Genomic DNA, 24847 nt, shown 5'->3' with positions numbered 1-24847 from the left:
TTTCACCCCTACGTCACAAGTGCGCTGCCGCGACAAATGCGCCTCACCAACACGCTTGGACCCTCGCCATGTTGCCGATACGAAAACAACATGGCGACGCGCTTGCCCGCAGATGGGGTTAACGACCGTAGTAGAGGGAAACCACGTGCTTGGCCTCGGCAAAGAAAAGCCACCGCGTCGCAAACACGCCCGCGATATGCGACACCACTGCCAGAAGCGCGACGAAGTGATTGACCGGAGCCAGCAGCAAGAGCGCCACAGGCAGGCCAATCGCCAGCACAAAGCCAATCGCGCGCAGCTTGCGGGCATGTTTCCGTCCCACCTCAAAGGCCATTTCCTTCAGAAGATAGTTCTCTCCCGAATGCGGCGCTTCAAGCTGGCGCACCTTGCCGATGCGGCCCAGCCCGGTTGCCGTCTCGAGCGAAGCGCCCGACGCGGCAAAAGCGCCGTCTCCCTGCTGCCACGCCACGATCTGAGCAAGACCCAGCACCGCAAGCAGGATGGCAGCCACGGTAACCTGACCGGCCAGAAGCGCACCGCCCGCAATCGCGTGCAGCATGAACAGAACCGAGGTCCAGGGCGTGTTCCAGCGCGGCACGGTCTTGAGCTGCGCATAGATCATCGAAGTGGTGAACACGGTGCCAAGGCTCAGCACCGCACCCAGAACGCCCAGCGCACCCCATTTTTCGCCAAGGAAGATATGGCCCGCCGCGTAGACGCCCATCACGATCAGCGAAGTTACCGCGCCCACGCCTTCACGGCTGAGCCAGCTTGTGCGCCACTGGCTGAAGGCCTTGATGGCGTTCTTGCGGTTGCCAAGGTGAAAGGTCGACGCCAGAAGCCCGCCCACCGCCAGCGCAAAGGCGATGGCATAGAAAACAAAGGCCACAACACCGGAAACGTCCGGATAGCCAAGACCCAGCCAGGCCAGGAGACCAAAACCGAGGCCAGACAGGGTTGTGAAGATGATAACGGAAGGGGCCGGATGCATCAGATCGCCTCCAGTGCTTTGTCGAGCCACGCCAGAAAGCCCTTGGGCTCTTCCGATTTGGCATCAAGCTGCTTGGTTTCGCCAACCAGCACGTCTTTCTTGCGTGGCGGCAGGTACTTGTTCACGGGCGCCGTGCCCATTTCCGGCATCAGGTCCATGCCGTCACGTTCGGCAACAAGGCGCGAGACATTGCTGTCGGGATCGGCGAAATCACCAAAGTGGCGCGCCCCTGCCGGACAGGTCCGCACACAGGCGGGTTCGCGATCTTCTTCGGGGATGTTCTCATTGTAGATCCGGTCCACGCAGAGGGTGCATTTCTTCATGATCCCCGCCAGCTGGTCCAGCTCGCGCGCGCCATAGGGACAGGCCCAGGCACAGAGGCCACAGCCCATGCAATCGGTTTCATTGACCAGAACAATGCCGTCCTCGCTGCGCTTGTAGCTTGCCCCGGTCGGGCAGACCGTCACACAGGGCGCATCGTCACAATGCAGGCAGGATTTCGGAAAATGCACCGTCTGGGCACAGCCACTCTGCGGCGTGACCTCGTAGGAATGCACCCGGTTCAGGAACGTCCCCTCCGGCGCGGCCCCATAGGCATCCATGTCCGACAGGGGCGTACCATAGTTCGACGTGTTCCATTCCTTGCAGTTCACCACGCAGGCATGGCAGCCGACACAAGTATCAAGGTCGATCACAAGGCCCAGCTTCTTTTCGGTCTTTTCGGGAAGTGCGGTCATCAGAAGTCCTCCCCATAGGCCACATGTGCGGGGCCCTGGCCCACCTGCGATTTCGCCGCCGGATGTGCGGGCTCCGAAGGTCCGCCTGCCGGTGCTTTCTCGATGTTCACGCGCAGATCAAACCACGCCGCCTGCCCCGTCACCGGATCCGAGTTGGCCCAGCGCAGGCCGTCCCCCTTGTCCGGCAACAGCTCGTGAATAAGGTGGTTCAGCAAGAACCCCTGCGTCGCCTCGGGTGCATCTTCGCTGAGCGCCCAAGCGCCGCGTTTCTTGCCAATCGCGTTCCAGGTCCAGACCGTATCGCCGTTCAGCGCGTCCATCCGGGCAACCGGCACCTTGATCTTGCCGTGCACCGACGTGACATAGGCCCAATCCCCCTCTTCGAAACCTTTCTCGTCCCAGACCTTGCCGGGGATATAAAGGCGGTTGACGTTAGTGATCTGGCGCAGCCACGCATTCTGCGATCCCCACGAATGGTACATGTGCATCGGGCGCTGGGTCAGCGCATGCAGCGGATATTCATCGTGATCCACCGCGGCATCCTCGAACGGCTGGTACCATTCAGGCAGGGGCGTAAAGGCCGCCTTGATCCGTTCGCGCATGTTTTCAGGCGGTTGGCGGTCACCGATCCCCTCGGCCGCACGCTGCATCTTGCGGGCGGGTTCAAGATAGAGATTGAACACATAGGGCTGTGGCGCGTCGAACAGGCCGATGCTCACCGCCCAGTCCTGATAGGCGGCGTTCCAGGGCTTGTAATACAGCGCCTCATCCGGCACGTGGCCCATCCAGAAGCCACCGTTTTCGATGTATTTGTCCAGCTGATCCGGGTTCGGGGCCCCACGCCCCTCGCCCGAACCGTCCTCGTCACGCCAACCTGCCAGCGGCCCCACACCGGGGCGGCGTTCGTGAGTGGTGATATAGTCGGCATAGTCGGCGTATTTCTGGCTACCATCCTCGTTGACCCACCCCGGCAGACCAAGGCGCGCGCCCAGATCACAAAGCGCAGACTGGAAGCCTTTGACATTGCGGTCGGGTTCGACCACCGGCCAGCGGATCGCATCCGCCGCCGCATCCGCCTCGCAGATCGGGCGATCCAGAAGCGAAATACAGTCGTGCCGCTCAAGATAGGTGGTGTCCGGCAGGATCAGGTCGGCATAGGCCACCATCTCAGAAGAATAGGCATCCGAGTAGATGATATGCGGGATCACGTAGTCGCCGTTGTCATCCTGGTCGGTGAGCATGCGCATCACCTCGGATGTGTTCATCGACGAGTTCCACGCCATGTTCGCCATATAAAGGAACAGCGTATCAATCTTGTACGGGTCACCGGCATGGGCGTTCGAGATCACCATGTGCATCAACCCATGCACCGAGAACGGGTTCTCCCAGCTGAAGGCCTTGTCGATCCGCTTGGGCGTGCCATCCTCGTCGATCAGCAAGTCTTCCGGCCCCATCGGATAGCCAAGGTGCGGCCCCGGCAGCGGCTGTCCCGGCTTGTCACAGGCGTGCGGTTTCGGATGCGCCTCGGGCGGCTTGGGATAGGGCGGCTTGAAGCGAAACCCACCGGGCACCTCGACGCTGCCCAGCAGGATCTGCAAGAGATGCAGCGCGCGACAGGTCTGGAAACCGTTGGAATGCGCCGAAATCCCGCGCATGGCGTGGAATGCGACCGGACGGCCGATCATCTTGTCGTGCTTTTCGCCCTTCCAGTCCGTCCATGGCTGATCAATGGTGATTTCTTCTTCAAAGGCAACCCGCGCCAGTTCCGCCGCCACTGCCCTGATTTTGGCAGCCGTCAGACCACAGGTCTCTGCCACCGCGTCCGGCGAATAGCGCGCATCCAGATAGGTTTCCGCCAACAGCTGGAAGGCCGTGCGATAGGTTTTGCCATCCTGCGAATAGCTGGCGGCAAGGTTCGCAGTCACGCCTTTCGCGTCATAGGCGGCAAGACCGCCATTCGCGCGATCCACCACCTGCGCCTTGCCCTCTGCATCGCGCAGGAACAGGCCATAATCATCGGCCCCTTCATCCGCGCTCACCAGGAAACCGGCGTTGGTATAGCGGCAGAGGTAATCCAGATCGACCTTACCGGCGCGCAGCAGCTCGTGCATGATCGCCATGATGAACAACCCGTCGGTGCCGGGGGTGATGCCGATCCATTCATCGGCCACCGCGTTATAGCCCGAACGGATCGGGTTCACGCCGATGACCTTGCCGCCATTCGCCTTGAGACGGCCAATACCCGCCTTGATCGGGTTCGAATCGTGATCTTCCGCAACGCCGAAAATCATGAACAGCTTCGCACGGTCCCAGTCCGGCTGGCCGAACTCCCAGAACGCACCGCCCATGGTATAGATACCAGCCGCCGCCATGTTGACCGAGCAAAAGCCACCATGCGCGGCATAGTTCGGCGTGCCATAGGCCTGTGCCCAAAGCGAGGTGAAACTCTGCGACTGGTCACGTCCGGTGAAGAAGGCAAGCTTTTCCGGCGTCTTGTCACGCAAGGGGCCCATCCAGCCCACCGCGATGTCATAGGCCTCGTCCCAACTGATTTCCTCGAACTCGCCCGACCCACGCGGCCCCACCCGTTTCATCGGCGCCTTGAGGCGCGCGGGAGAATAGTGCTGCATGATTCCCGCAGAACCCTTGGCGCACAACACACCCTTGTTGACCGGGTGGTCGCGATTGCCCTCGATGTATTTGACCTTGCCGTCTTGCAGGTGGACGTTGATCCCACAGCGGCATGCGCACATATAGCAGGTCGTTTTGCGGATTTCGTCCGACACTTTCGGCGACGGACGCGCCGCAATCTTGGTCCCCTGGCTCACGCTTGGTCCTCCCTGTTCGTCCGCGACACAATGCGCGGAAAAGCCTTCCCGACATAAGGCCAGTCACAAGGGGACTATAGTCCCAGATAGGCATCTGGAAAGAACATGTTTCCAAGAAAGAGAAAATGATCCGAAAATCGTCCCGCAGACGCCTGTCAGAGCTTGGCGACTTCGCCAGCGGACAGCGACAGGGCATGGAGCCCCTCGGCCCCGGATTTCCCTGCTCCCGATAGGGTTTCACGCAGGGCAACCACGCCGCCGATGATAATCATCGCTGGCCCTCTGAGCCCTGCCTTTGCGACCTCATCGACGATTGTTGCCAAGGTTCCAACCACCACCTTTTGCTGTGGCGTTGTACCATTTTCGATCACAGCAACCTCGGTGCTCATTTCCACGCCATGTGCCTCGAATCCATCGGTCAATTGACCAAGGCTGCCCAAGCCCATGTAAACCGCGACGGTTTGGGATGGCCGAACGAGCACCTCCCAGTCGAGATCCAGCACGCCATTCTTGCCATGCGCCGTCACGAAGACACAGGATTGCGCGTGGTTGCGATGGGTCAGTGGAATGCCCGCATAGGCCCCGCAGCCCGCCGCCGCCGTGATCCCCGGCACCACCTTGAACGGAACACCGGCTTTGGCCAGAACCTCGATCTCTTCCCCGCCGCGCCCAAAGATAAAGGGATCACCGCCCTTAAGCCGCAGCACGCGATTGCCCTCAGATGCCAGCCGCGCCATCAATTCCGAGATATCTTCCTGCGCCATGACGTGATTGTTGGGGCTCTTGCCCACATAGATCCGCTCTGCATCACGCCGCACGAGGGACAGGATGTCATCCCCGATCAGGCGGTCGTAAAGCACGACATCCGCCCGCTGCATCAGGCGAAGCGCCCGGAACGTCAGCAGGTCGGGATCGCCCGGCCCCGCCCCGACAAGATAAACTTCGCCCATCGGGGTCTGACCTTCGGTGCGTGCCTGTTCGAGATCGCGATCGAACCGGGCGTTCGCGGCATCCGTGTCCCCTTCGAGGAACAGATCACCAACAGGCCCGTCGATCATCCTCTCCCAGAAATGGCGCCGTTCCCGCCCACCGCTGATTGCCTCTGCGATCCGCTCGCGAAACTCACCAACAAACGAGGCCAGCCGCCCATAGGCGGACGGCAGGGTCGCCTCGATCCGCGCCCGAAGGGTGCGGGCAATGATGGGGGCCGCGCCTCCCGTCGAAATGGCGACGACCACCGGAGACCGGTCCACGATCGAAGGGGTGATGAAATCGCAGTAATCGGGACGGTCGGCGATATTGCAGAGTATCTTGAACTCGCGCGACCACGCATAAAGCCGCTCGTCGCGCTCATCGACCTCGGATGCCCCGTAAAGAATCGTCGCGCCTTCAACGTCTTCCCGCTCTGGCAGTCGGGCCTCAAACGACATGTTCGCATCGCCCTTCTCCACAAGCGCCAGCAACTCGGCACCCGGCTCAGGATCAAAGGCATGTACCTTCGCCCCGGCGGACAAGGCCCTTTCCACCCGGCGCGCCGCCACCGTGCCGCCGCCATCGACAACGACAAGTTTGTTCTTCAGGCCAAGGAAAACGGGAAGATGTTCCATTTCGGGTCCAGTCGCATTGCATTTGATTGCGGGCAAAAGCCACGGTTTGCCGCGGGACTTCAAGCATACGCCTGCCGCATTCCTCCTGAAAAGGACGCAGTTGCAGGTTGTCTGCCTTAAATTTCGGCAGTTTCCTCAGCCGTCACTCAGGGCCGCATTGATCAGGGTCGTGGCCGCGCCCTTCGCATCCTGCGCCGGATCACAGCCGAATTTCATCACTGCGGTCACGATCGCGCCCTCCTTCAAAAGCATCAGCTGGCACGCCAGTGCTTCTGGATCCGTGGCCCCCGCCTCGCGGGCAATGGATGTCACGTAGTCAAGAAGCAGACGCTTGTGTTCGCCCGATTGCACATGGATCGGATGATCCGGTTCCTGGAACTCGGCGCTGGCCTTGATGAACATGCAACCGCGGAACTCCGGTTCATCAAACCACTCTCCAAGCGCATCGAACATCGCAAGCAGACGCTCGCGCGGCGTGTCGCCCAGGGCTTCGATCCGACGAAACAGCCAGTTGCGAAAATTCTCGTCCCGCAGGCGCAGCACGGCAAGGATGATCTCTTCCTTGGTGCGAAAATGCTTGTACATCGACGTCTTGGAGACCCCCGTCTCCTTGACCAGCATATCCATGCCCGTGGCGTGAAATCCGTTCCGATAGAACACCTTCAACGCCTGCCGAATCAACTCATCACGCTTATTGGGCCGCATATCGCCTCCAAACTGTACTGATCGGTAAATATTTTTTCCGAGCGCGAATGTCAAGAAACCTCTGAGAAATCACGAAAAATTTGGCTGACTGTGAAGCTTTGAAAGCTCCTCAGAGCAAGAGGGCAAAATTTTTCCTTGCCAAAAAGTACCGATCGGTACACTTATGACCACACAGGGTGAACAGATCGGTACACCCAATATTTGGAGACCGAATTCATGACCAAACTACCTTTGACCACCTCCGTCACTTTGGCAGGCCTGATGATTGCCGGCCTCTCGACCGTTGCCGACACGGCACCGCTTGGCGCCAAGGCCACCATTGATCCCATGCTCGACAAAGGCGCCTGTGCGCTTTCGTTCAGCGACACCCTCGAAACACCAACACGGGCGACGCGCTAAGGCCCGTTCCCCGGCCGGGCAACACTCCTAGACTCTCTTACCCGGCCCGGTCGGGGAGAAATCACCATCCCGAAGGACATCCAATGACCCGCCCTCCTCTTCCCCCGTTCACCCGTGAAACCGCCCTGCAAAAAGTGCGCGCCGCAGAAGACGCATGGAACACCCGCAATCCGCAGGGTGTCGCGCCCGCCTATACCGACAACAGCGTCTGGAGAAATCGCGACACCTTTCTGCGTGGCCACGGGGAAATCATCTCGTTCCTGAGCCGCAAGTGGCAACGCGAGCAGGATTATCGCCTGATCAAGGAGCTCTGGACCTACGCGGAGAACCGTATCGCCGTGCGCTTTGCCTATGAATGGCACGACGGCTCGGGCCAATGGTACCGCTCCTACGGCAACGAAAACTGGGAATTCGCCGAGGATGGCCGCATGCGCCGCCGCATCGCGTCGATCAACGACATGCGCATCGATCCCCGGGATCGCCTGTTCCAGTGGCGGCTTGGTCCCCGCCCCGCAAACCACCCCGGCCTTGAAGACTTCGGCCTGTAAAGAAAGGACATCCCATGCCCCGCGCATTTGCAGAAATCGCCTTTACCCCCGCCGTGCAGGCCCAACAAACCCGCATGGGCAGCGCTGGCAGTTACGCCAAGTTCCTCTCGCCCGAGGTCGAAGGCGGCCGCCTAATCGGGCCGGACGAAAGGGCCTTCATCGAGGCCCGCGATGGCATGTATCAGGCGACAGTGTCGGAAACCGGCTGGCCCTACGTGCAGTTTCGCGGTGGTCCGGCAGGCTGGCTCAAGGTGCTTGATCCGCAGACCATCGCCTATGCCGACCTACGCGGGAACCGCCAATACGTGAGCCTTGGCAACCTGCAAGGCAACGACCGCGTGTCGATCATCTTCATGGACTATCCCAACCGCGCGCGCCTCAAGCTGATGGGGCGTGTGGAATTCGTTGATGCCGCCGATGATCCCGACCTGATCGCGCGGCTGATGCCGGAAGGCCAGAAAATGGCCCCTGAACGCGCGGTCCTGATCAAGGTGGCAGGGTTCGACTGGAACTGCCCCCGCAATATTCCCATGCGGTTCACCCCTGATGAACTCGCCCCCCATTTGGCCCCGCTGCACGACAGGATTGCCGAGTTGCAGGCCGAAAACGAAGCCCTGAAGGCCCAAGGCTGACAGGGAAACCCCCTAAATTTGAAAGGAAACGACATGAATAAAACGATTATTGCCGAACTTCGCGCCGCGCTCCTGACAACTTCTATGGTCGTGGCAATGGCCCTGCCAGGCGGGGCCGAGGCCACCGAAGCCTCTTCCATGATGCCCAAGGTGGATTTCAACACAGTCATGCTCGACGGCCTCAAGATCGCCTACCGCGAAGCGGGCGATCCGTCGAAGCCAACCGTCCTGCTGTTGCACGGTTTTCCGACATCGTCGCACATGTTCCGTAACCTGATCCCGGTTCTGGCGCGCGACTACCACGTGATTGCCCCCGACTATCCGGGCTTTGGGGCCTCGGACATGCCAAAGGCCGAAGACTATGACTATGGCTTTGAAAACACGGCGCAACTCGTGACCCGCCTGCTCGATCTCAAGGGCGTTGACCGCTATGCCGTCTACCTCATGGACTACGGCGCGCCCGTCGGCTACCGGATGTTTGCCAACGACCCCGAGCGCGTCTCTGCCTTCATCATCCAGAACGGCAACGCCTATGAAGAAGGCCTGCGCGAATTCTGGGATCCGATGCGCGACTACTGGAAATCGCCGTCCGACAAGACTGCCGATCCGCTCCGCGGCTTCCTGACCTTCGAGGCGACCAAGTGGCAATTCACCCACGGCACCCAGAACCCCGAGGCCATCAACCCCGACAACTTCTGGCACGTGCAATACCTGCTGGACCGTCCGGGCAACCAGGAGGTTCAGCTGGAATGGTTCCTCGACTATGGCACCAACGTCGGGGAATATCCCAAGTGGCAGGCCCTGTTTCGCGAGCATCAGCCGCCTGCGCTTTTGATGTGGGGCAAGAACGACGTGATCTTCCCCGAGGACGGCGCACATCCCTACAAGCGTGACCTCGCCAATCTGGATTTCCACATCCTCGACACCGGCCACTTCGCACTTGAAGAATACGGCGACGAAATCGCGACCGAGATGCTGGCCTTCCTCGACCGCACCGCCAACTAAGATCACGGGTCCGCCCCCTCAGGCGGGCGGACCTGCCCGAAAGGAGTTTACCATGACACATCCCGACACCCTGACAATCGAACGTGTCGCCGCCTTTTCAGACGGCGAAACCGGCGGGAACCCCGCAGGCGTGGTCATTGCCGATGCCCTGCCGTCCGAAATCGAAATGCAGCGTATCGCGGCCGAGGTCGGTTATTCCGAAACCGCCTTTGCCGCCCCGGAAGGGAACGCATGGCGCGTGCGCTACTTTGCGCCCACGGTCGAAGTGGCCTTCTGCGGCCACGCCACCATCGCGCTGGCGACGCGGCTGGCCGAACACAAGGGTCCCGGCACTTACGCCCTCACCCTGAACGACAGCAAGATCACCGTCGAAAGCCGCCAGATCAACGGTCGCGCGCAGGCCTCATTGACCTCTCCGCCGACGCGCAGCGCCCCGGCAGATCCCGCACTTGTGTCTGCGGCTCTCGATCTGTTCGGATTGCAGGCCTCCGACCTTGCCGAGGGCTTTCCTCCGGGTCTGGCCCACGCCGGCAATGATCACCTTGTGCTGGCCCTCAAATCTCGCGATCTCCTGGCCCGGATCACCTATGATCTTGATGCCGGCGCCGCCTTGATGGCACAACATGGATTGACCACCATCAACCTTCTCTCCATCGAAACCCCGCGCCTGTTCCACAGCCGCAATGCCTTTGCCATCGGCGGCGTTCTGGAAGACCCCGCTACGGGTGCCGCCGCCGCCGCACTGGGCGGCTACCTGCGCGATCTCGGCTGGCCGCATGAGGGCAGCATCGACATCATTCAGGGCGAAGACATGGGCGCGCGGTCCCTGCTGCGGGTCGACATCCCCGCCCCCAAAGGCAGTGGCATCCGCGTGTCCGGCACGGCGCGCACCCTTTAGGCCTTGAGCGCCGCGCCCACCTCGGCAAGAACCTTTTCCGCGGCTTCCTCCCTGACGGGACCATAGCCGCGGATTTCCATCGGGGCCGACAGGATCGCTTCGAACCGCTCGGCCTCGGCTTCCGAATATCGGGCTTCAACCTCGGACAACACCCCTTCGAACCACGCCAGCAAGTCGCGATCCAGCTTGCGATCCGCGGACCAACGGAACGGATCGAACACGCCACCGCGCAGCCCCTTCATGCGGGCAAGCCCCCGCAGAACCGGTGTGATCCAAGGCCCAAAGCGGCGTTTCTTCGGCCGCCCGCGCCCGTCTTTTTCAAAGCTCAGGATTGGCGGCGCAAAGTGGTGCACCACCTTGAAATCCCCCTCGAATTCCCGCGCGATCTGCTCGGCAAAACCCGATCCAACCTGCAAACGCGCCACTTCATATTCGTCCTTGTAGGCCATCAGCTTGAACAGTGACTTGGCAGCCGCAATGGCAAGCGCCTCCGGCACCTTCTCCGCAATGGCCTCAATCCGCGCCCGATAGCGATCCGCATAGGCCTGATCCTGATAGTCCTTCAGAAAATCGCCGCGACGTGCCAGAACCTCTGCCAACCCGTCTTCGGCGGGGGCATCCTCGGCAAGGAACCCCGCCACCCGCTCGGGCGCGGCGGCCATGATCCGCCCCATGTCAAAGGCCTGTTCGTTGCGCGTGATGGCAACGCCGTTCAGGGTGATGGCCTGTTTCATGGCCTCTTCAGACACCGGAACCAGCCCCTGCTGCCAAGCCGCGCCCAACATCATGATGTTGGCAAACACCGCATCACCCAGCAACCCCTCTGCCGCCTTGTTGGCGTCCATCCCGATCACGTTCTCATCGCCAACAACGCCGCGGATCAGCGCCTCGCGTTCGTCGATCTTCAGCGCGGCATCCCGGCGCAACACCAGATCCCCGGTTGGCATCTCGGCCCGGTTCACAACGGTCTTGGTGCCCCTGCGATAATGAACCGATGCCTTGGGTGCCGAAGCCACCACCGCGTCGCAGGCAATCAGCGCATCCGCCGCCCCGGTCTCGATCCGCACCTGATGGATGGCCTCCGGCGTTTTGCCAAGACGCACATAGCCGATCACCGTTCCGAACTTCTGGGCAAAACCGGTGAAATCCAGCACGCTTGATCCCTTGCCCTCAAGATGCGCCGCCATGGTGATCAGCGCCCCGACTGTCACAACCCCGGTCCCGCCGACACCTGCAACCAGCAGGTCAAACGGTGTCTCCAGCGAAGGCAATTGCGGATCAGGCAAGGATTTCACCACCTCCGCAATATCGAAATCCACCCCCTTGCGTTTGCGACGCTGCCCGCCTTCGATGGTCACGAAAGAGGGACAGAACCCGTTCAGGCACGAGAAATCCTTGTTACAGCTCGACAGGTTGATCTTGCGCTTGCGGCCGAACACCGTCTCTTTCGGCTCAACGCTAAGACAGTTGCTCTCCAGCGAACAATCCCCGCAGCCTTCGCACACCAGATCGTTGATAAAGGCAAACTTGGCCGGGTCTTCCATCTTGCCGCGCTTGCGACGGCGGCGTTTTTCGGTGGCGCAGGTCTGTTCGTAAATCAGAACCGACACACCCTTCACCTCACGCAATTCGCGCTGCACCGCATCCAGTGTCTCGCGCGCATGAAACGTGGTGCCGGGCGGGAAGATCTCGTGTTTGAACTTGCTGATGTCATCACTCACCAGCGCAATCCGCTGCACCCCTTCGGCGCGACAGGTAAAGGCGATGCCCTGAACGCTGACCGGTCCATCCACCGGCTGTCCACCAGTCATCGCCACCGCATCATTGTAAAGGATCTTGTAGGTGATATTCGTCCCCGCCGCGACGGCCTGACGGATCGCGAGCGAGCCAGAGTGATACCACGTCCCCTCGCCGAGGTTCTGGAAAATATGCTTGCCGCCGTTGTACTTGGAGGTCACCACCCACGGCACCCCTTCGCCCCCCATCTGGGCATAGCCAACGGTTTCGCGGTCCATCCAGCTGGCCATCACGTGACAGCCGATACCGCTCGCCGCCTTGCTGCCCTCGGGCACCTTGGTCGAAGTGTTGTGCGGGCAGCCGGAACAGAAATACGGCGTGCGAGACGCCCCCGGCAGATGCAACACCGGCGGCGGGGTTTCGGTGAGCTTTGCCGCCTTCTCAACCAGCCCTTCTTCGGGAAAGAACCGATCCAGCCGCTCGGCCACTACGGGCACGAGCTTAAGGGGGCTGAGTTCGCCAGTCCAGGGCAACAACGGATCGCCCGCCGCACGGTGTTTGCCCACCATTTTCTCGGGCTTGTCCCCCGGCCAGTCATAGAAATATTCCTTGAACTGGCTTTCGATGATGCCCCGCTTCTCTTCGATCACCAGCACTTCTTTTTTGCCACGCACAAAGGCCAGCGCATCGCGCCGCGCCAGCGGCCAGACCATGCCAACCTTGTAGATATCGATGCCAAGCTCCCGGCACTTGGCGTGATCCAACCCCAACAGGCGCAGGGCTTCCATCAGATCATGGTGCCCCTTGCCCGTCGTCACGATGCCAAAGCTGGCATCCTTCAGGTCATAAATGCGCCGGTCAATCGGGTTGGCCTCGACAAAGGCCTCGACCGCCTCAAGTTTGTGACCGATCCGCGCCTCGATCTCGGGGCTTGGCAGGTCGGCAAGGCGCACATGCAGCCCCCCTTGCGGCGCGGTATAGTCCGGCTGAACAAAGGCGCGGTCCGCGTGCAACTCGACCGACTGACCGCTTTCCACCGCTTCGGAAATGGCCTTGAACCCGACCCATGCGCCAGAAAATCGCGAGAGCGCAAAGCCGTATTCTCCGAACTCGAGGTATTCCGCGACAGAGGCAGGGTTCAGCGTTGGCATGAACCACGACATGAAGGCCACGTCCGATTGGTGCGGCATGGACGAGGAGACACAGCCGTGATCATCCCCAGCCACGACCAACACGCCGCCCTTAGGCGATGACCCATAGGCGTTGCCATGCTTCAGCGCATCGCCGGACCGGTCAACACCGGGGCCCTTGCCGTACCACATCGAAAACACGCCCTCGACCTCGCAATGCGGGTCCAATGCCGCCTGCTGCGCCCCAAGAACCGCCGTTGCGCCAAGGTCTTCGTTGACCGCCGGCATGAAGTCGATCTTTGCCGCGCCCAATTGTTCGCGACAGCGCCACATCTCGAGATCGACACCCCCAAGCGGAGACCCGCGGTAACCAGACACGAACCCCGCCGTCTTCATCCCGCCATCACGGTCACGCCGCGCCTGATCCAGCATGACCCGGACAAGGGCCTGTGTCCCGGTCAGGAAGACACGGCCTTCCTGTCGGTCATATCGGTCGTTGAGTTTGTAGCTATCCAGCTGGCGGTCATGCGAAGACATTGCGGGCTCCTGTTCTGCTCGCTTTATTTTGCACCGCAAGCACCGGCAAATTTGACCAAATTACTGGACCTCGGATTGAATTTTCGAATACTTTACCCAAAAAGGCGGCCAATTCCGGACAACTGAACCATGGACACCCTCAACCAGACAGACCTGAAGATTCTGCGCCACTTGCGACAGGACAGCCGGATTTCGAACGCTGACCTCGCCGACAGGGTCGGGCTTTCATCGTCCTCCTGCTGGCGGCGCGTGCGCGCATTGGAAGACAGCGGGGTTCTGCACCGCTATTCGATCGTGCTGGACGAAGAGAAGATGGGCCTGACGTTTCAGGCCATCGTGCATGTCCACCTCACCCGCCACGATCCGGAGTTGGTAGAAGATTTCCTGCGTGTCGTGCAGCGTCAGGAAGAAATCCGTGACTGTTATGCGACTACCGGTCAGGCCGACTATCACCTGATTGTCCGTTGCCGCGATCTGAACGCCTATAACGATTTTCTGGAAAACACCCTGTTCCGCATTCCCGCCGTCGCCAGCGCCCAGACAAACCTTGTCCTGCGCAGCATCAAGACCCGCGAAACAGGTGCCTGAACGCAAAAAGGGCCGCCACGAGGGCGGCCCAGACTGCTCGATGTTCGGGGATCAGCCGAACATGTCGGAGGTGATGCCAGCGTACCAGCCCACCGATTCTTCAAAGGTCTGCTGACGCAGGTCCGCGCTCTCGCCGGTCTTCGAGATAAAGCCATCCACCTTGGCGATCTTCTCGTCGGTCGCCTCATAGGTGGCCCCGACCTTCACGCCGTCATTGGTGTCAATCAGCGACCAGCAGGTGTTCGAGAACTTGGCCGGGAACACTTTTGATCCGGTCAGCGCGCCACGTACCGCCATCGCGGCAACCTTGGCCTGGCTGTTGGCCGAGAAGCCCGATTTCGGCATGTCACCCTGCGCACAGGCATCGCCCAGAACGTGGATGTTCTCATCGACACGGCTTTGCATGGTGTGGCCGTTGACCGGTGCCCAGTTGCCTTCGTTGATGCCCGCCATCTCGCAGATACGGCCCGCTTTCATTGCCGGGATCACGTTGCAGGCGTCAACCTTGGTCGCTTCGCCATCAATGGTCACCGTCATCTCGTCGGCATTCACTTCGACACTGTCGCCACCAAAGTCGGGGCCAACCCAGTCGATCATGCCGTCATAGTGGTTGCTCCAGCCTTCCTGGAACAGCGCCATTTTCGAGAACTTCGGCTTGGGGTCCGCCACGATGATCTTCGCGGTCGGGTTCTTTTCCTTGAGCAGGTGCGCCACCATCGACACGCGCTCGTAAGGTCCGGGCGGGCAGCGATAGGGGTTCGGCGGGGCGACCATGGCAAAGGTACCGCCCTGCGGCATCGACTCGATCTGCGCCTTAAGCAGCTCGGTCTGCGATCCCGCCTTATAGGCATGGGGCATCTTGTTCTGCTTGGTCACGTCCCAACCGGCAACCGCACCTTCGACAAAGTCGATACCCGGCGACAGTATCAGACGGTCATAAGGCAGCTTGGCACCCCCCGCGAGCGATACGGTCTTGGCGTCGCGGTCGATGCCAATGGCCCAGTCATGCACCACGTTCACGCCATATTCGCTGGCCAGCGTGCCATAGCTGTGCGCAATCGACGAAAGATCGCGGAAGCCACCGATATACAGGTTCGAGAAGAAACAGGTGTAATAGGTGCGGCTTGGCTCGACGAGTGTCACGTCGATCTCACCCTTGGAGCCCTTTGCGATGTAGCGCGCGGCCGTGGCACCGCCGGCGCCGCCCCCAACAACGACAACACGGGGCTTGCCGTGACCAGCCCCCATTACCATCGGTGCCGACAGGCTTGCCGCCGCAGCGGCCCCTGTCCCGATAAACATCCTTCTATTCAATTTCATAGATCGTCCTCCCTTGATCTAACGTCTTAATCTCACTCCAAATTTCCGAAATAGGCCGCCAGCGCCGCGATCTCTTCGTCGGACAGGCGCGCAGCCATCATCTGCATCACCGGATGCGGACGGATTTCGCGTTTGTAGGCATGCATGGCGAGGACAAAGTCCTCTTCATACCAGCCGGTGATCACCGGGATACCGTCATAATCGCCGTCAATCTGGTGGCAGGTCGTGCATTCCGTCGACAGGTATTCGCCATAGTCCGGATCACCCACAATCGCGAGGATCTCAGGGGGCAACTCCACCTCTTCGGCATAGGCCGTCGGGGCCGCTTCCGGAATGTCCTGCGGGCTATACGAGAACTGCCGCAGATAGGCGAGCACGTCACCGCGATCCTCTGGCTTTTTCATGCCCCGGAAGTCCATATTGGTGCCTGACACCAACAGCTTGGGGTTGGTCAGATAGGCATCCAGATGTTCCAGATCCCAGACCATGCCATCCTTGCGCGCCCGAACGATCCCTTCGGAATACTTGAAGAAATCCTCGAACTGCGCGACCTCGCGGTCAAAGATGTGGTTGAGGTGCGGGCCCTGCCCCGGATCAACGCCATGAACGGCGCCCTCCCCGACCTGGTGACAGCTTCCACAGCTCCGCTGAAACAGCATTTCACCCCGATCGACATCGCCGATCAGGGTGGCTTCTTCCTCGGCCATGGCCGCGCCTGCAAGCGCGACCAGTGCCAATGTTACTCCTCCCAGAAACCGCATCAGATCAATACGACTTCAGGTATGTGATGACCGCCTCGATGTCCGTCTCCTTTTTCAGACCGGAGAACGACATCTTGGTGCCCTTCATGTACTTCTTGGGGCGCGACAGGAAGGCCGAGAGTTCGTCTTCGCTCCAGACCAATCCACCAGAGGCGGCGGCCTTCATCGGCTTGGAGTATTTGAACCCGTCAACCGCACCGGCTGATGCACCGACAATACCGTTCAGGATCGGTCCGGTCTTGTTCTTCGCGCTGTCGCCAACCTGGTGGCAGGACTTGCACTTTTTAAAGACCTTCTCGCCCTTCTTGACCATTTCGGGGTCAAGCGCGACCACTTCAACAACCGGCTCTGCAGCAGGTTCGGCGGCAGGTTCTTCAACCTTGGCTTCCTCAACCGGCTCTGCGGCGGTTTCCTCAACCTTGGCTTCGGCCGCGCCTTCCTCTTCCGGGGTCACATCCAGAACCAGCGCGCGCATGGTAATTTCAACGCTGTCCTTGCAGTTCTCCATGCACGGCGCATCCGTCCAGAAATGCGCTTCCGAAGTTTCGCGGTCATCAATGATGAAACCACCCGCGTTGGGCATTTCGACATCCAGGAAGTTTTCGTTCGACAGAACGAACTCATCATCCACGAGGTCGTTGGAATAGAGGATATAGGCCACGATGGCGTAAACATCATCCGGGCTCAGCGTCTGCGCGGCACCAAAGGGCATCGAGCGGTTCACATAGTCCCATGTAGTCGAGAGATACGGCCAGTAAGATCCCACCGTCTTAAGCGGGTCTTCGTGATCCAGCGTGTCGGCACCACCGGCCAGTTTCGGCCAGTTATCAACACCTTCCGCGAAATCGCCGTGACAGATCGCGCAGTTGTCGGCGAAAACTTCTTCACCGGTGAACACGTCACCCGAGCCAACCGGCAGGCCGGTGCCATCGGGGGCCACATCCAGATCCCAGGCGGCGATTTCATCCGCCGTGGCCGGACGTCCAAGGCCGTATTTCTCGGCCAGCGCCGGGGCAGCGATCAGGGTCGAAGCCAGCGCGGTGCCGGCGACCAGATTAAGAAACTTCGACATTCTCTGCCTCCCCGTTCGATTTGACCCACCAGGTCTGGATACAGTTGTTGTGATAGATCGAGTTCAGACCGCGCACGTCGCGCAGCTGTGCCTTGGTCGGCTGGACATAGCCGCTCGAGTCACGCGCACGCGACTGCAACAGCATCTCTTCGCCGGTCCACTCGGTATCGAGATAGAAACGGGTGAGCGCCTTGTCGGTACCCGGAGCCGCCAGACGTGCCTCCTGCCAGGTCTTGCCACCATCGGTCGACACGTCGACACCGGTGATCGACCCGCGACCCGACCATGCGAGGCCGGTGATAACCAGCGGGCCATGGCCGTGCTTGATCGGCGCCTGCGGGCTGGGCGAGGTGACAACCGATTTGGCGTCCATGACCCAGGTCCATTTGCGCGAAGTACCGTCCTCAAGCGTGTCGGTGTACTTCGAGGTTTCTTCACGCGATTCAATGGCTTGGTTGGTCACTTCGATGCGACGCAGCCATTTGACCCACATGTTGCCTTCCCAACCGGGAACCACGAGACGCACCGGATAGCCATGTTCCTTGCGCAGAGCTTCGCCGTTGGCCTTGAACGCCACCAGAACATCGTCCAGCGCCTTTTCCATCGGGATCGAGCGACCGTTCGAAGAGGCATCCGCGCCTTCGACGTAAACCCACTTGTCTTTGAGGTCGCCTGCCGCGCCGAGACCCGCTTCTTCAAGCAGGGTGCGCAGGGTCACGCCGGAATATTCCATGTTGTGGATCATGCCGTGGGTGAACTGGGCACCGTTCAGCTGGGCACCCGCCCATTCCATGCCGGTGTTCGCCGCGCACTCACAGAAATACACGTGGTTCTCACGCGGGAAGCGCTCCAGATCTTCGTAGGTAAACACCAGCGGGGTGTCGACCAAACCGTTGATCATCAGACGATAGTCTTCTTTCTTCAGCTCGATCGCGCCCGAATGGTGACGCTCGAACGCACAGCCCTGCGGCGTGATCGTACCGTCGAGCGCGTGGATCGGGGTAAAGTTGATCGACGAAATCGTGTCAGCGGTCAGCCACTCCACGTTCCGGCGCACCACGTCCGCCTCGTACTGGATCGGCAGGCCATAGGGGGTTGCGTCAACCCCGTCACCCGTGGCCGATGCCCACTCCTGGACCTCTGTGATCAGCGGATCACCCGCTGCGTTTGCAAAGCTGGCACCGGCAACCGTCCCGCTGGCCGCAACAGCGCCCTTCAGGAACGCGCGGCGCGAGGGCTTGCCTTTGAAGCTCATTGTCATCTGGCTATGCCTCCTGTTAATCCTCTTGCTCGGCTGGCGGGGAACCAGCCGAAATTCCGTTAAATTCCAAGGCGCTAAATTAGGCGCCTGCGACTTTCACATTCTCATGGGGTTCCACGCTCACGGTGCCCTTGCGGCGGATGTAGTTCTCGACCACATCCCAGATCTGCGGACCTTCCGTGCCCTCGTTGACCGAGGCCCAACCGGCAACCTGATAGGTCTTCGCAGGATCAATAGCCTCGCCGGTCTTGAGCAGCGTCATATCGCTGATGCGCTCGCCCTGCGGTTTCGAGACGTCGATCCGGTAGCCCATGCCACCGATGCGCACCATGTCACCGCCCTGCTGATAGTAGGGGTCGGTGTTGAACAGGTTGTCGCCCACGTCTTCGAGGATCACGTGGATGAACTCACCCGTCATCTCGGTGCGATAGGCTTCGCCGTAGGACATCGAGGTGACGTTCCAGATGTCCTCGCGGGTGATGTTCTGACCCGGCAGGATCGACGGACCCCAGCGCACGCCCGGCGACATCGAAATATCGGCCTCGCGCTCTTCGATCAGCGCCTGACAGATCAGATCATCCCAGGTGCCGTTAAAGTTGCCACGACGATAAAGCAGCGAGTCGGTCTGACCGATCACCTCTTCCAGCTTGTCTTTATAGGGCGCGCGCTGTTCGTCGATCAGCTGCGTGATTTCCGCATTCGGCGCGATCACGTCCGAGAAGATCGGGATCAGCTTGTGACGGAAGCCCATCATGCGGCCGTCGCGAATGTCGAGGTCGACGCGGCTGACGAACTTGCCGTTCGAGCCCGAGGCCACAACGATGGTTTCACCCACCAGAACCGGCTCGGGTAGCGCATCATGAGTGTGGCCCGACAGGATCACGTCGATGCCCTTGACGCGGCCCGCCATTTTCTTGTCCACGTCGAAACCGTTGTGCGACAGGACGACAACGCATTCCGCGCCCATTCCGCGCACTTCGTCGACCATCGCCTGCATGTTCTCGTCACGAATACCGAAGGAATACTCGGGGAACATCCAACGCGGGTTGGCGATCGGCATATAGGGGAAGGCCTGACCGATAACGGCGATGTTGACGCCACCACGCTCAAAGAACTTGTACGGTTTAAACAGTTCGGCAGGTTCATCCCACTCGGCGTCAAAGATGTTCTGGCCAAGTGCTGCAAACGGCAGGTTCTCGACCAGCTCGTTGATACGGTCGGTGCCCAGCGTGAATTCCCAGTGGAAGGTCATCGCGTCCGGCTTGAGCGCGTTCATGACGTTCACGACGTCCTGCCCTTCGGTGTGATAGCAGGTGTAGGATCCGTGCCAGGTGTCACCGCCGTCCAGCAGCAGCGCATCCGGACGGTCGGCGCGGATCGCGTCAACCACGGTGGCCACACGGTCCATGCCACCAACACGGCCATAGGTCTGGGCCAACGCGGTAAAGTCGTTGTAGGTCAGGGCGTAAGCCGAAGGGCTGCCGTCCGCGATGCCGTAAAGCTTGCGGAAATCCGCACCGGTGATGTGGGGAACGTGACCATAGGCATCGCCAACGCCAAGGTTGATCTCGGGCTCGCGGAAATAGATCGGCTTGAGCTGCGCATGGATGTCGGTGATGTGGATCAGCGAGACATTGCCATAGGTGTCGAACTGCAACAGGTCATCCTGGGTCAGCGATTGCTGCGCGGCCAGACGGGCCCAATTGCCGAAACCCGAAGCGCCAACCATGGCCGATGCCGCCATGGAGACCTGAAGGAAATCGCGACGAGAGATCATAGACGAAGCGCCTTTCTAAGATTGCGTTCCACACTCAGCTTACATTCGCATGTGTGAATTTATTAAAGTAAACAAAACCCGCCCCGGTTTTGCCGAGGCGGGTTTATTCGATTAGTTGCGGACCGACGGTGCTTCGACCGAAAGACCGTTGCCGCGCGAAGCGACGTAAAGTTCCAGCGCGATGAACTCGTCCGAACCCGGCTTGTAGGTTTCGGCGCGGGTGTCACGTACGCAGCCCTTGAAGCGGCCATGCGCTGTGGTCAGCTTGGCATTCTTCAGGCGATACACCGGGAAGCCATTGATGTGGCCCTGGCTGAGGTGGTCGGAACGGATGTGGTTGCCATAGTTTTCTTCGTGGCAGGACGCACAGGACAGATCAAGCTGGCCGGTCCGAGTGTAGTAAAGCTCTTTACCCAGTTCCCAGGTTGCCTCGGCCGGGCCGTCGATGGCCACGTTCACCGGCATACCGCGCGACTGAACCGAAATCAGAGCTTCCATGCGCGCCATTTTGGCACCGGATTTCTTGAGCGGCTCTGCACCCATCCCGGTTTCGCGGCAGTCGTTGATCTGCATTTCCATGGTATAGACCTTTTCCTTGCTGTCGTTCCATTTCGGATAGACAGCGCGGACGCCAACCATGCTTTCTTCGACATCGCCGTGGCAGGACGCACAGGACTTGCCCTTGGTGCCTTCGACGGTGCCCCAGTCATCCAGCGCCTGCTCGACAAAGATCATGCCGGGGTTGTCAAAGTCGTCCGCCTGCATGATCTGGGTCTCGTCCGAACGCATGTGCCAGCCCGAGATGACCTCGTCGAGGACATCGGACAGGTGCGCCGGAGCCGGAGCCTTGGTGATCATTTCGATCTCGCCGTTGACGACCAGTACGTCGTCATCCGCCTCTGCCGTTGCCAGCGCGGGAACCGAGACCGCAAGTGCGGCAATTGTTGCCATTGCCTTGAATTTCATCGCATTTCCTCCCTTGGTACCGCCCTGCCCCGTCTGTTCGGGGCAGGACAGATGTGCCTTGGTCCACCGGCAGATCAGCCGATAGCGACTTTTTTCGCAGTGTCGTAGACCGAACCGTCGTCGTCGTACCAGGTGAACTGGAACTCACCGGCCTCGGGCACGGTAGCTTCGAATTCAAAGTACGGGTTGGTCGAGATCGCCGGCTCGAGCGTGACGTCGATGACCGACTGGCCGTTAAACTCGCAGGTAAAACGGTTGATGATCGAACGCGGAACGATGTTGCCGGATTTGTCCTTGCGCTGACCCGATTCCATTTTGTGCGAAATCAGGGTCTTGATGGTGATCGCCTCACCAGCAGCGGCTTTTTTCGGGACTTTGACGCGGGGTTTTACACCAGATGCCATGTTTGTGTTCTCCTATGCCTTAGCCGCCGCAGCCGCCGATGGTCACTTTTACGGTCGACGATGCCTTGGCAAACGAACCGTCCGCCAGTTTCGCGATGGCCACCACGTCCTGGGTGCCTGCGAGACGGATACGGGTCGATGCGGCTTGGCTTGCGACCAGCGGACCGAAGTTGAATTGTGCGACACCCGGGGTCGGGTTGCCGGTTGCCAGAAGCAGGATCGCGCTTGCGCCCGGTGCCGAAACACCAACCGGAACGGTGTTGCCGTTCTCTGCGATTTCCGGCGCGGTCAGCTCAACGCCGCCTTCAGCGACATCTGCGCCGCCGGTGAATGCTGCGATCGCCTCGTCAGCGGCAGCCAGCACACGGAAGGGAAGAACGGTCAGTGCCGCCGCCCCTGCACCGAGTGCCAGAGTTTCACGTCTCGTGAAGTCCATCGGTTTCTCCTTTGGGGTAAAGTCTTGAGGCCCGATCACTCGTCTTTCAGAGTCATCAGGAATGCGATTACGTCTTCGATCTGCTGCGCGCTCAGAAGCGGATCCAGCGGACCTTCGGCTGCCTTGCCGGTATAGCCGTTGCCGGGACGGGTAAATCCGTCGACCTTGTAGTAAGCCGGCATCACGGTACCTTCGTAGGTGAGCTTTGCATTGGCGAGGATGCCGCGCAGTTCGGCCTCGTTCCAACGATCAGCCACGCCGTCCAGCATGGGGCCAACTTCGCCGTGGAACGGGGCTTCGCTCAGAGCGGAAACCTCGTGACACGCGATGCAGTTGCCCAGCGATTTCGTCGTCATGATCTTTGCGCCGCTTTCCGCGTTTCCGGCCGCGCCGGACAGCGAGGCCGCAACGGCCCCCGCGTCATCAAAGACCACATCCGCAGGCGCAACCGGGCCTGCCATTGCCGCGCCAGCGGTCAAAGTTGCCGCCAGTGTCAGTGTCGAAAGCTTCATGTTTCCTCCCATGGCTACCGTATTTATCAGGTTAGCTTTGTATACCGTAGGCTACCGGGGAGGCTGAACGCAACAACAAATTCATTAAAATGAATTATTGAGTGCGTTTTGTCGCAGATGTTAAGGATTTCCATTTGTTACGCGCAATTTACCTCACGCGCAACAAACGAATATGAACAGATGCCGAAAGGCTTATCGCGTGTCGCCGTCGTTGCGCTCTCGAATCATGCGCGCGTGGTAGCGTTGGAAATCTTCCTCACTTTGATCCAGGTAACGCTGCTCTGCGACCCATGTCATGAGGTCGTATGTCGTGCCCGGCGCAAAGGCCCCCGGCATGATCGCCACGGCCTGCTGGTTGGCCGGTTTTTCCAGGTCGATCTCCGGCGGCATGAAGACCATCGTGGGCGTGAACATCACCCCCCACTTGCGCGCCGCGAGGCGCTCTTCAAGACTCTCGCCATCGGTGTCCACCATCTCGTTTGCCCCATAAAGATCAAGCTGCACCGGATAGTAGGTTTCGGTCAGATGCTTCAGCACGCGCTCGTCCTTGAAGGCGCCTTCGTGCATATCCTTGCAATACAGGCAGCCCCGTTGCTCAAAGATGATCAGCAAGCGCTTTCCCTCGGCGCGCGCCTCTTCATAGTCTTCCTGCAAATCCTTGAACGTATCGCGGAACCAGTCGGTCTTGTGCAAACCGTCATCGCCCAGCTCTGCCGCCCAAAGCGGCACAGCCATCACCAGCGCCACAAGCGCCATCATCCATTTGGTCATCGTTCACTCCTCCTCCAAGGTTGTGCCCGACGCTAGCCCAATCCGGTCAGCCCCGGCGCATATCGGATCATCAGATCCGCAAGACGATTCACCGTGTTCGTTGCGATCAGGATAGCGAAGATGAGCAACATCGCCCCCATGACCTTTTCAACATACGGCAGGAATCTGCGATTGCGCTGCATCCAGCGCAGAAATGGCTGTGCAAACAGCGCGGCAATGATGAAGGGCGCGGTCATGGCAAGCCCGTAGACCATCAGCAACAGCGCCCCACGCGAAATATCCCCCATGCCACTTGCCACCATCAGGATCGAGGCAAGCGCCGGCCCGACACAGGGTGTCCAGCCAAATCCGAATGCCAGCCCCATGAGATAGGCCCCGGCAATCGTTGTCGGCTCGGCCGTGCTTTCAATCTTGGCCTCGCGATAGAGCAGCGGGATCTTGAGAATGCCCAGGAAATGCAGGCCAAACAACGCCAGCAGGGCCGCGGCCACATATGACAACGGCTGCTTCCACTGTGCAAAGGCCTGCCCCAGCGCGGTCGCCCCCATGCCAAGCAGCACGAAAATCGTCGTCACCCCAAGGGCGAAGAACACCGACGAGACGATAAGGCGTCGACGTGCGCCCGGGGCGATTCCCCCGTCTCCCTGAAGTTCCGACATCGAGATTCCGGCCATGTAACACAGGTAAAAGGGGACCATCGGCAGGACGCAGGGGGTAAAGAACGACAGCATCCCGGCCAGTGCCGCCCCCGCAAATGATATGTCCAACATGCCCGCGCTCCTTGATTTATGCACATATTCAGATTAAGTTGTGCGTACGTAATTCGTCAATCTGGTGTCTCATGAAGTTTCGCACCTTTTTCGCGGCAACCGCCCTTGCCCTCAGCTCCTCCCTGCCCGCTTGGGCGGTGGAACTGATCATGGTCGAACAGCCTGGCTGTTATACCTGCCGCCTCTGGAACCAGGAGATCGCACCGATCTATCCCAAGACCGAGGCGGGCCAGTTTGCCCCCCTGCGTCGCGCTGAACTGCGTCATCCCCCTAAAGACCTCACCTATGCGCGCGCCGTCAACTTCACTCCGACGTTCATCCTGATTGACGAGGGCCAGGAAATCGCACGCCTCGAAGGTTATCCGGGCGAAGATTTCTTCTGGTGGCACATCGAGACCCTGCTTGCCGAAAAAGCAGGCTTTGAAGGGGCCACCCGATAACAACACACGCCTTTT

Annotated in this window: 24 protein-coding genes; 7 read left to right on the top strand and 17 right to left on the bottom strand. The window is 60.2% G+C overall.

The annotated features are described in order from the left end of the window. Positions 1 to 118: 118 nt before the first annotated feature. The 5 genes from ABWV42_RS18750 to ABWV42_RS18730 all read right to left on the bottom strand — a co-directional run bounded on the left by ABWV42_RS18750 (position 119) and on the right by ABWV42_RS18730 (position 6868). Entirely contained in the window at positions 119 to 991 is an 873-nt protein-coding gene (locus ABWV42_RS18750; RefSeq protein ID WP_353341507.1) for a dimethyl sulfoxide reductase anchor subunit family protein, read from the bottom strand. Then, entirely contained in the window at positions 991 to 1728 is a 738-nt protein-coding gene (locus tag ABWV42_RS18745; RefSeq protein WP_353341506.1) for a 4Fe-4S dicluster domain-containing protein, read from the bottom strand. The genes ABWV42_RS18750 and ABWV42_RS18745 overlap by 1 nt, the downstream gene beginning before the upstream one ends. Continuing rightward, positions 1728 to 4556: a molybdopterin oxidoreductase family protein gene (locus ABWV42_RS18740; RefSeq protein WP_353341505.1), complete on the bottom strand. Its 2829-nt coding sequence runs from the start codon at positions 4554 to 4556 to the stop codon at positions 1728 to 1730. Before ABWV42_RS18740 ends, ABWV42_RS18745 begins: the two co-directional genes overlap by 1 nt. A gap of 155 nt (positions 4557 to 4711) precedes the next feature. Further along, positions 4712 to 6163, bottom strand: coding sequence for a siroheme synthase CysG (gene cysG, locus ABWV42_RS18735; RefSeq protein ID WP_353341504.1), 1452 nt, complete (start codon positions 6161 to 6163; stop codon positions 4712 to 4714). A 135-nt stretch (positions 6164 to 6298) separates the two neighbouring features. Further along, entirely contained in the window at positions 6299 to 6868 is a 570-nt protein-coding gene (locus ABWV42_RS18730; RefSeq protein ID WP_353341503.1) for a TetR/AcrR family transcriptional regulator, read from the bottom strand. A gap of 216 nt (positions 6869 to 7084) precedes the next feature. Between ABWV42_RS18730 and ABWV42_RS18725 the strand changes: the two genes are divergently transcribed. From ABWV42_RS18725 to ABWV42_RS18705, 5 genes are all read left to right on the top strand, one after another. Then, positions 7085 to 7267 carry a hypothetical protein gene (locus ABWV42_RS18725; RefSeq protein ID WP_353341502.1) on the top strand — a complete coding sequence of 61 codons (183 nt, stop codon included), beginning with the start codon at positions 7085 to 7087 and terminating at the stop codon, positions 7265 to 7267. Positions 7268 to 7350: 83 nt separating this feature from the next. Continuing rightward, positions 7351 to 7815, top strand: coding sequence for a nuclear transport factor 2 family protein (locus tag ABWV42_RS18720; protein WP_255109124.1), 465 nt, complete (start codon positions 7351 to 7353; stop codon positions 7813 to 7815). A 14-nt stretch (positions 7816 to 7829) separates the two neighbouring features. Next, complete coding sequence (locus ABWV42_RS18715; RefSeq protein ID WP_353341501.1) at positions 7830 to 8447, top strand: pyridoxamine 5'-phosphate oxidase family protein; 618 nt, start codon at positions 7830 to 7832, stop codon at positions 8445 to 8447. 33 nt (positions 8448 to 8480) lie between these two features. After that, complete coding sequence (locus ABWV42_RS18710) at positions 8481 to 9452, top strand: alpha/beta fold hydrolase (RefSeq protein ID WP_255109126.1); 972 nt, start codon at positions 8481 to 8483, stop codon at positions 9450 to 9452. Between the two features lie 52 nt (positions 9453 to 9504). Beyond that, the gene (locus ABWV42_RS18705; RefSeq protein WP_353341500.1) at positions 9505 to 10350 is read left to right on the top strand and encodes a PhzF family phenazine biosynthesis protein; all 846 of its coding nucleotides are present in this window, start codon (positions 9505 to 9507) and stop codon (positions 10348 to 10350) included. Here ABWV42_RS18705 and ABWV42_RS18700 read toward each other — a convergent pair. Beyond that, positions 10347 to 13754 (bottom strand): indolepyruvate ferredoxin oxidoreductase family protein, encoded by a 3408-nt coding sequence (locus ABWV42_RS18700; RefSeq protein ID WP_353341499.1) that lies wholly within the window; start codon positions 13752 to 13754, stop codon positions 10347 to 10349. The genes ABWV42_RS18705 and ABWV42_RS18700 overlap by 4 nt on opposite strands. A 129-nt stretch (positions 13755 to 13883) precedes the next feature. Here ABWV42_RS18700 and ABWV42_RS18695 point away from each other — a divergent pair, with 129 nt between their 5' ends. Beyond that, the gene (locus ABWV42_RS18695; protein ID WP_353341498.1) at positions 13884 to 14342 is read left to right on the top strand and encodes an Lrp/AsnC family transcriptional regulator; all 459 of its coding nucleotides are present in this window, start codon (positions 13884 to 13886) and stop codon (positions 14340 to 14342) included. A gap of 51 nt (positions 14343 to 14393) precedes the next feature. Here ABWV42_RS18695 and ABWV42_RS18690 read toward each other — a convergent pair whose 3' ends face one another. The 11 genes from ABWV42_RS18690 to ABWV42_RS18640 all read right to left on the bottom strand — a co-directional run bounded on the left by ABWV42_RS18690 (position 14394) and on the right by ABWV42_RS18640 (position 24392). After that, positions 14394 to 15662, bottom strand: a complete 1269-nt coding sequence (locus ABWV42_RS18690) for an FCSD flavin-binding domain-containing protein (protein WP_353341497.1) — start codon at positions 15660 to 15662, stop codon at positions 14394 to 14396. A 32-nt stretch (positions 15663 to 15694) separates the two neighbouring features. After that, positions 15695 to 16423, bottom strand: coding sequence for a c-type cytochrome (locus ABWV42_RS18685; protein WP_353341496.1), 729 nt, complete (start codon positions 16421 to 16423; stop codon positions 15695 to 15697). A 4-nt stretch (positions 16424 to 16427) separates the two neighbouring features. Then, positions 16428 to 17495: a c-type cytochrome gene (locus ABWV42_RS18680; protein ID WP_353341495.1), complete on the bottom strand. Its 1068-nt coding sequence runs from the start codon at positions 17493 to 17495 to the stop codon at positions 16428 to 16430. Then, positions 17479 to 18756, bottom strand: coding sequence for a sulfite dehydrogenase (gene soxC, locus ABWV42_RS18675; RefSeq protein ID WP_502930977.1), 1278 nt, complete (start codon positions 18754 to 18756; stop codon positions 17479 to 17481). The genes ABWV42_RS18680 and soxC overlap by 17 nt, the downstream gene beginning before the upstream one ends. A gap of 79 nt (positions 18757 to 18835) precedes the next feature. Then, positions 18836 to 20533 (bottom strand): thiosulfohydrolase SoxB, encoded by a 1698-nt coding sequence (soxB, locus tag ABWV42_RS18670; protein WP_353341494.1) that lies wholly within the window; start codon positions 20531 to 20533, stop codon positions 18836 to 18838. Between the two features lie 111 nt (positions 20534 to 20644). Beyond that, complete coding sequence (gene soxA, locus ABWV42_RS18665) at positions 20645 to 21499, bottom strand: sulfur oxidation c-type cytochrome SoxA (RefSeq protein ID WP_353341493.1); 855 nt, start codon at positions 21497 to 21499, stop codon at positions 20645 to 20647. A gap of 74 nt (positions 21500 to 21573) precedes the next feature. Beyond that, on the bottom strand, positions 21574 to 21903 hold the full coding sequence (gene soxZ, locus ABWV42_RS18660; protein ID WP_353341492.1) for a thiosulfate oxidation carrier complex protein SoxZ: 330 nt from the start codon (positions 21901 to 21903) through the stop codon (positions 21574 to 21576). A 19-nt stretch (positions 21904 to 21922) separates the two neighbouring features. Further along, complete coding sequence (soxY, locus tag ABWV42_RS18655; RefSeq protein ID WP_255109144.1) at positions 21923 to 22339, bottom strand: thiosulfate oxidation carrier protein SoxY; 417 nt, start codon at positions 22337 to 22339, stop codon at positions 21923 to 21925. A 35-nt stretch (positions 22340 to 22374) separates the two neighbouring features. Further along, complete coding sequence (gene soxX, locus ABWV42_RS18650; protein WP_255109146.1) at positions 22375 to 22851, bottom strand: sulfur oxidation c-type cytochrome SoxX; 477 nt, start codon at positions 22849 to 22851, stop codon at positions 22375 to 22377. A gap of 192 nt (positions 22852 to 23043) precedes the next feature. Continuing rightward, the gene (locus tag ABWV42_RS18645; protein ID WP_255109148.1) at positions 23044 to 23622 is read right to left on the bottom strand and encodes a thioredoxin family protein; all 579 of its coding nucleotides are present in this window, start codon (positions 23620 to 23622) and stop codon (positions 23044 to 23046) included. Between the two features lie 32 nt (positions 23623 to 23654). After that, positions 23655 to 24392 (bottom strand): cytochrome c biogenesis CcdA family protein, encoded by a 738-nt coding sequence (locus ABWV42_RS18640; protein ID WP_353341491.1) that lies wholly within the window; start codon positions 24390 to 24392, stop codon positions 23655 to 23657. Positions 24393 to 24463: 71 nt separating this feature from the next. On the opposite strand from ABWV42_RS18640, the gene ABWV42_RS18635 reads away from it, so the two are divergent. Beyond that, complete coding sequence (locus tag ABWV42_RS18635; RefSeq protein WP_353341490.1) at positions 24464 to 24832, top strand: thioredoxin fold domain-containing protein; 369 nt, start codon at positions 24464 to 24466, stop codon at positions 24830 to 24832. Positions 24833 to 24847 lie beyond the last annotated feature (15 nt).

The sequence above is a fragment of the Pelagimonas sp. KU-00592-HH genome (assembly GCF_040369695.1).
GTDB lineage: Bacteria > Pseudomonadota > Alphaproteobacteria > Rhodobacterales > Rhodobacteraceae > Shimia.
The sequence above is the reverse complement of the archived record's forward strand: the minus strand, read 5'-3'. Positions and strand labels throughout refer to the sequence as shown.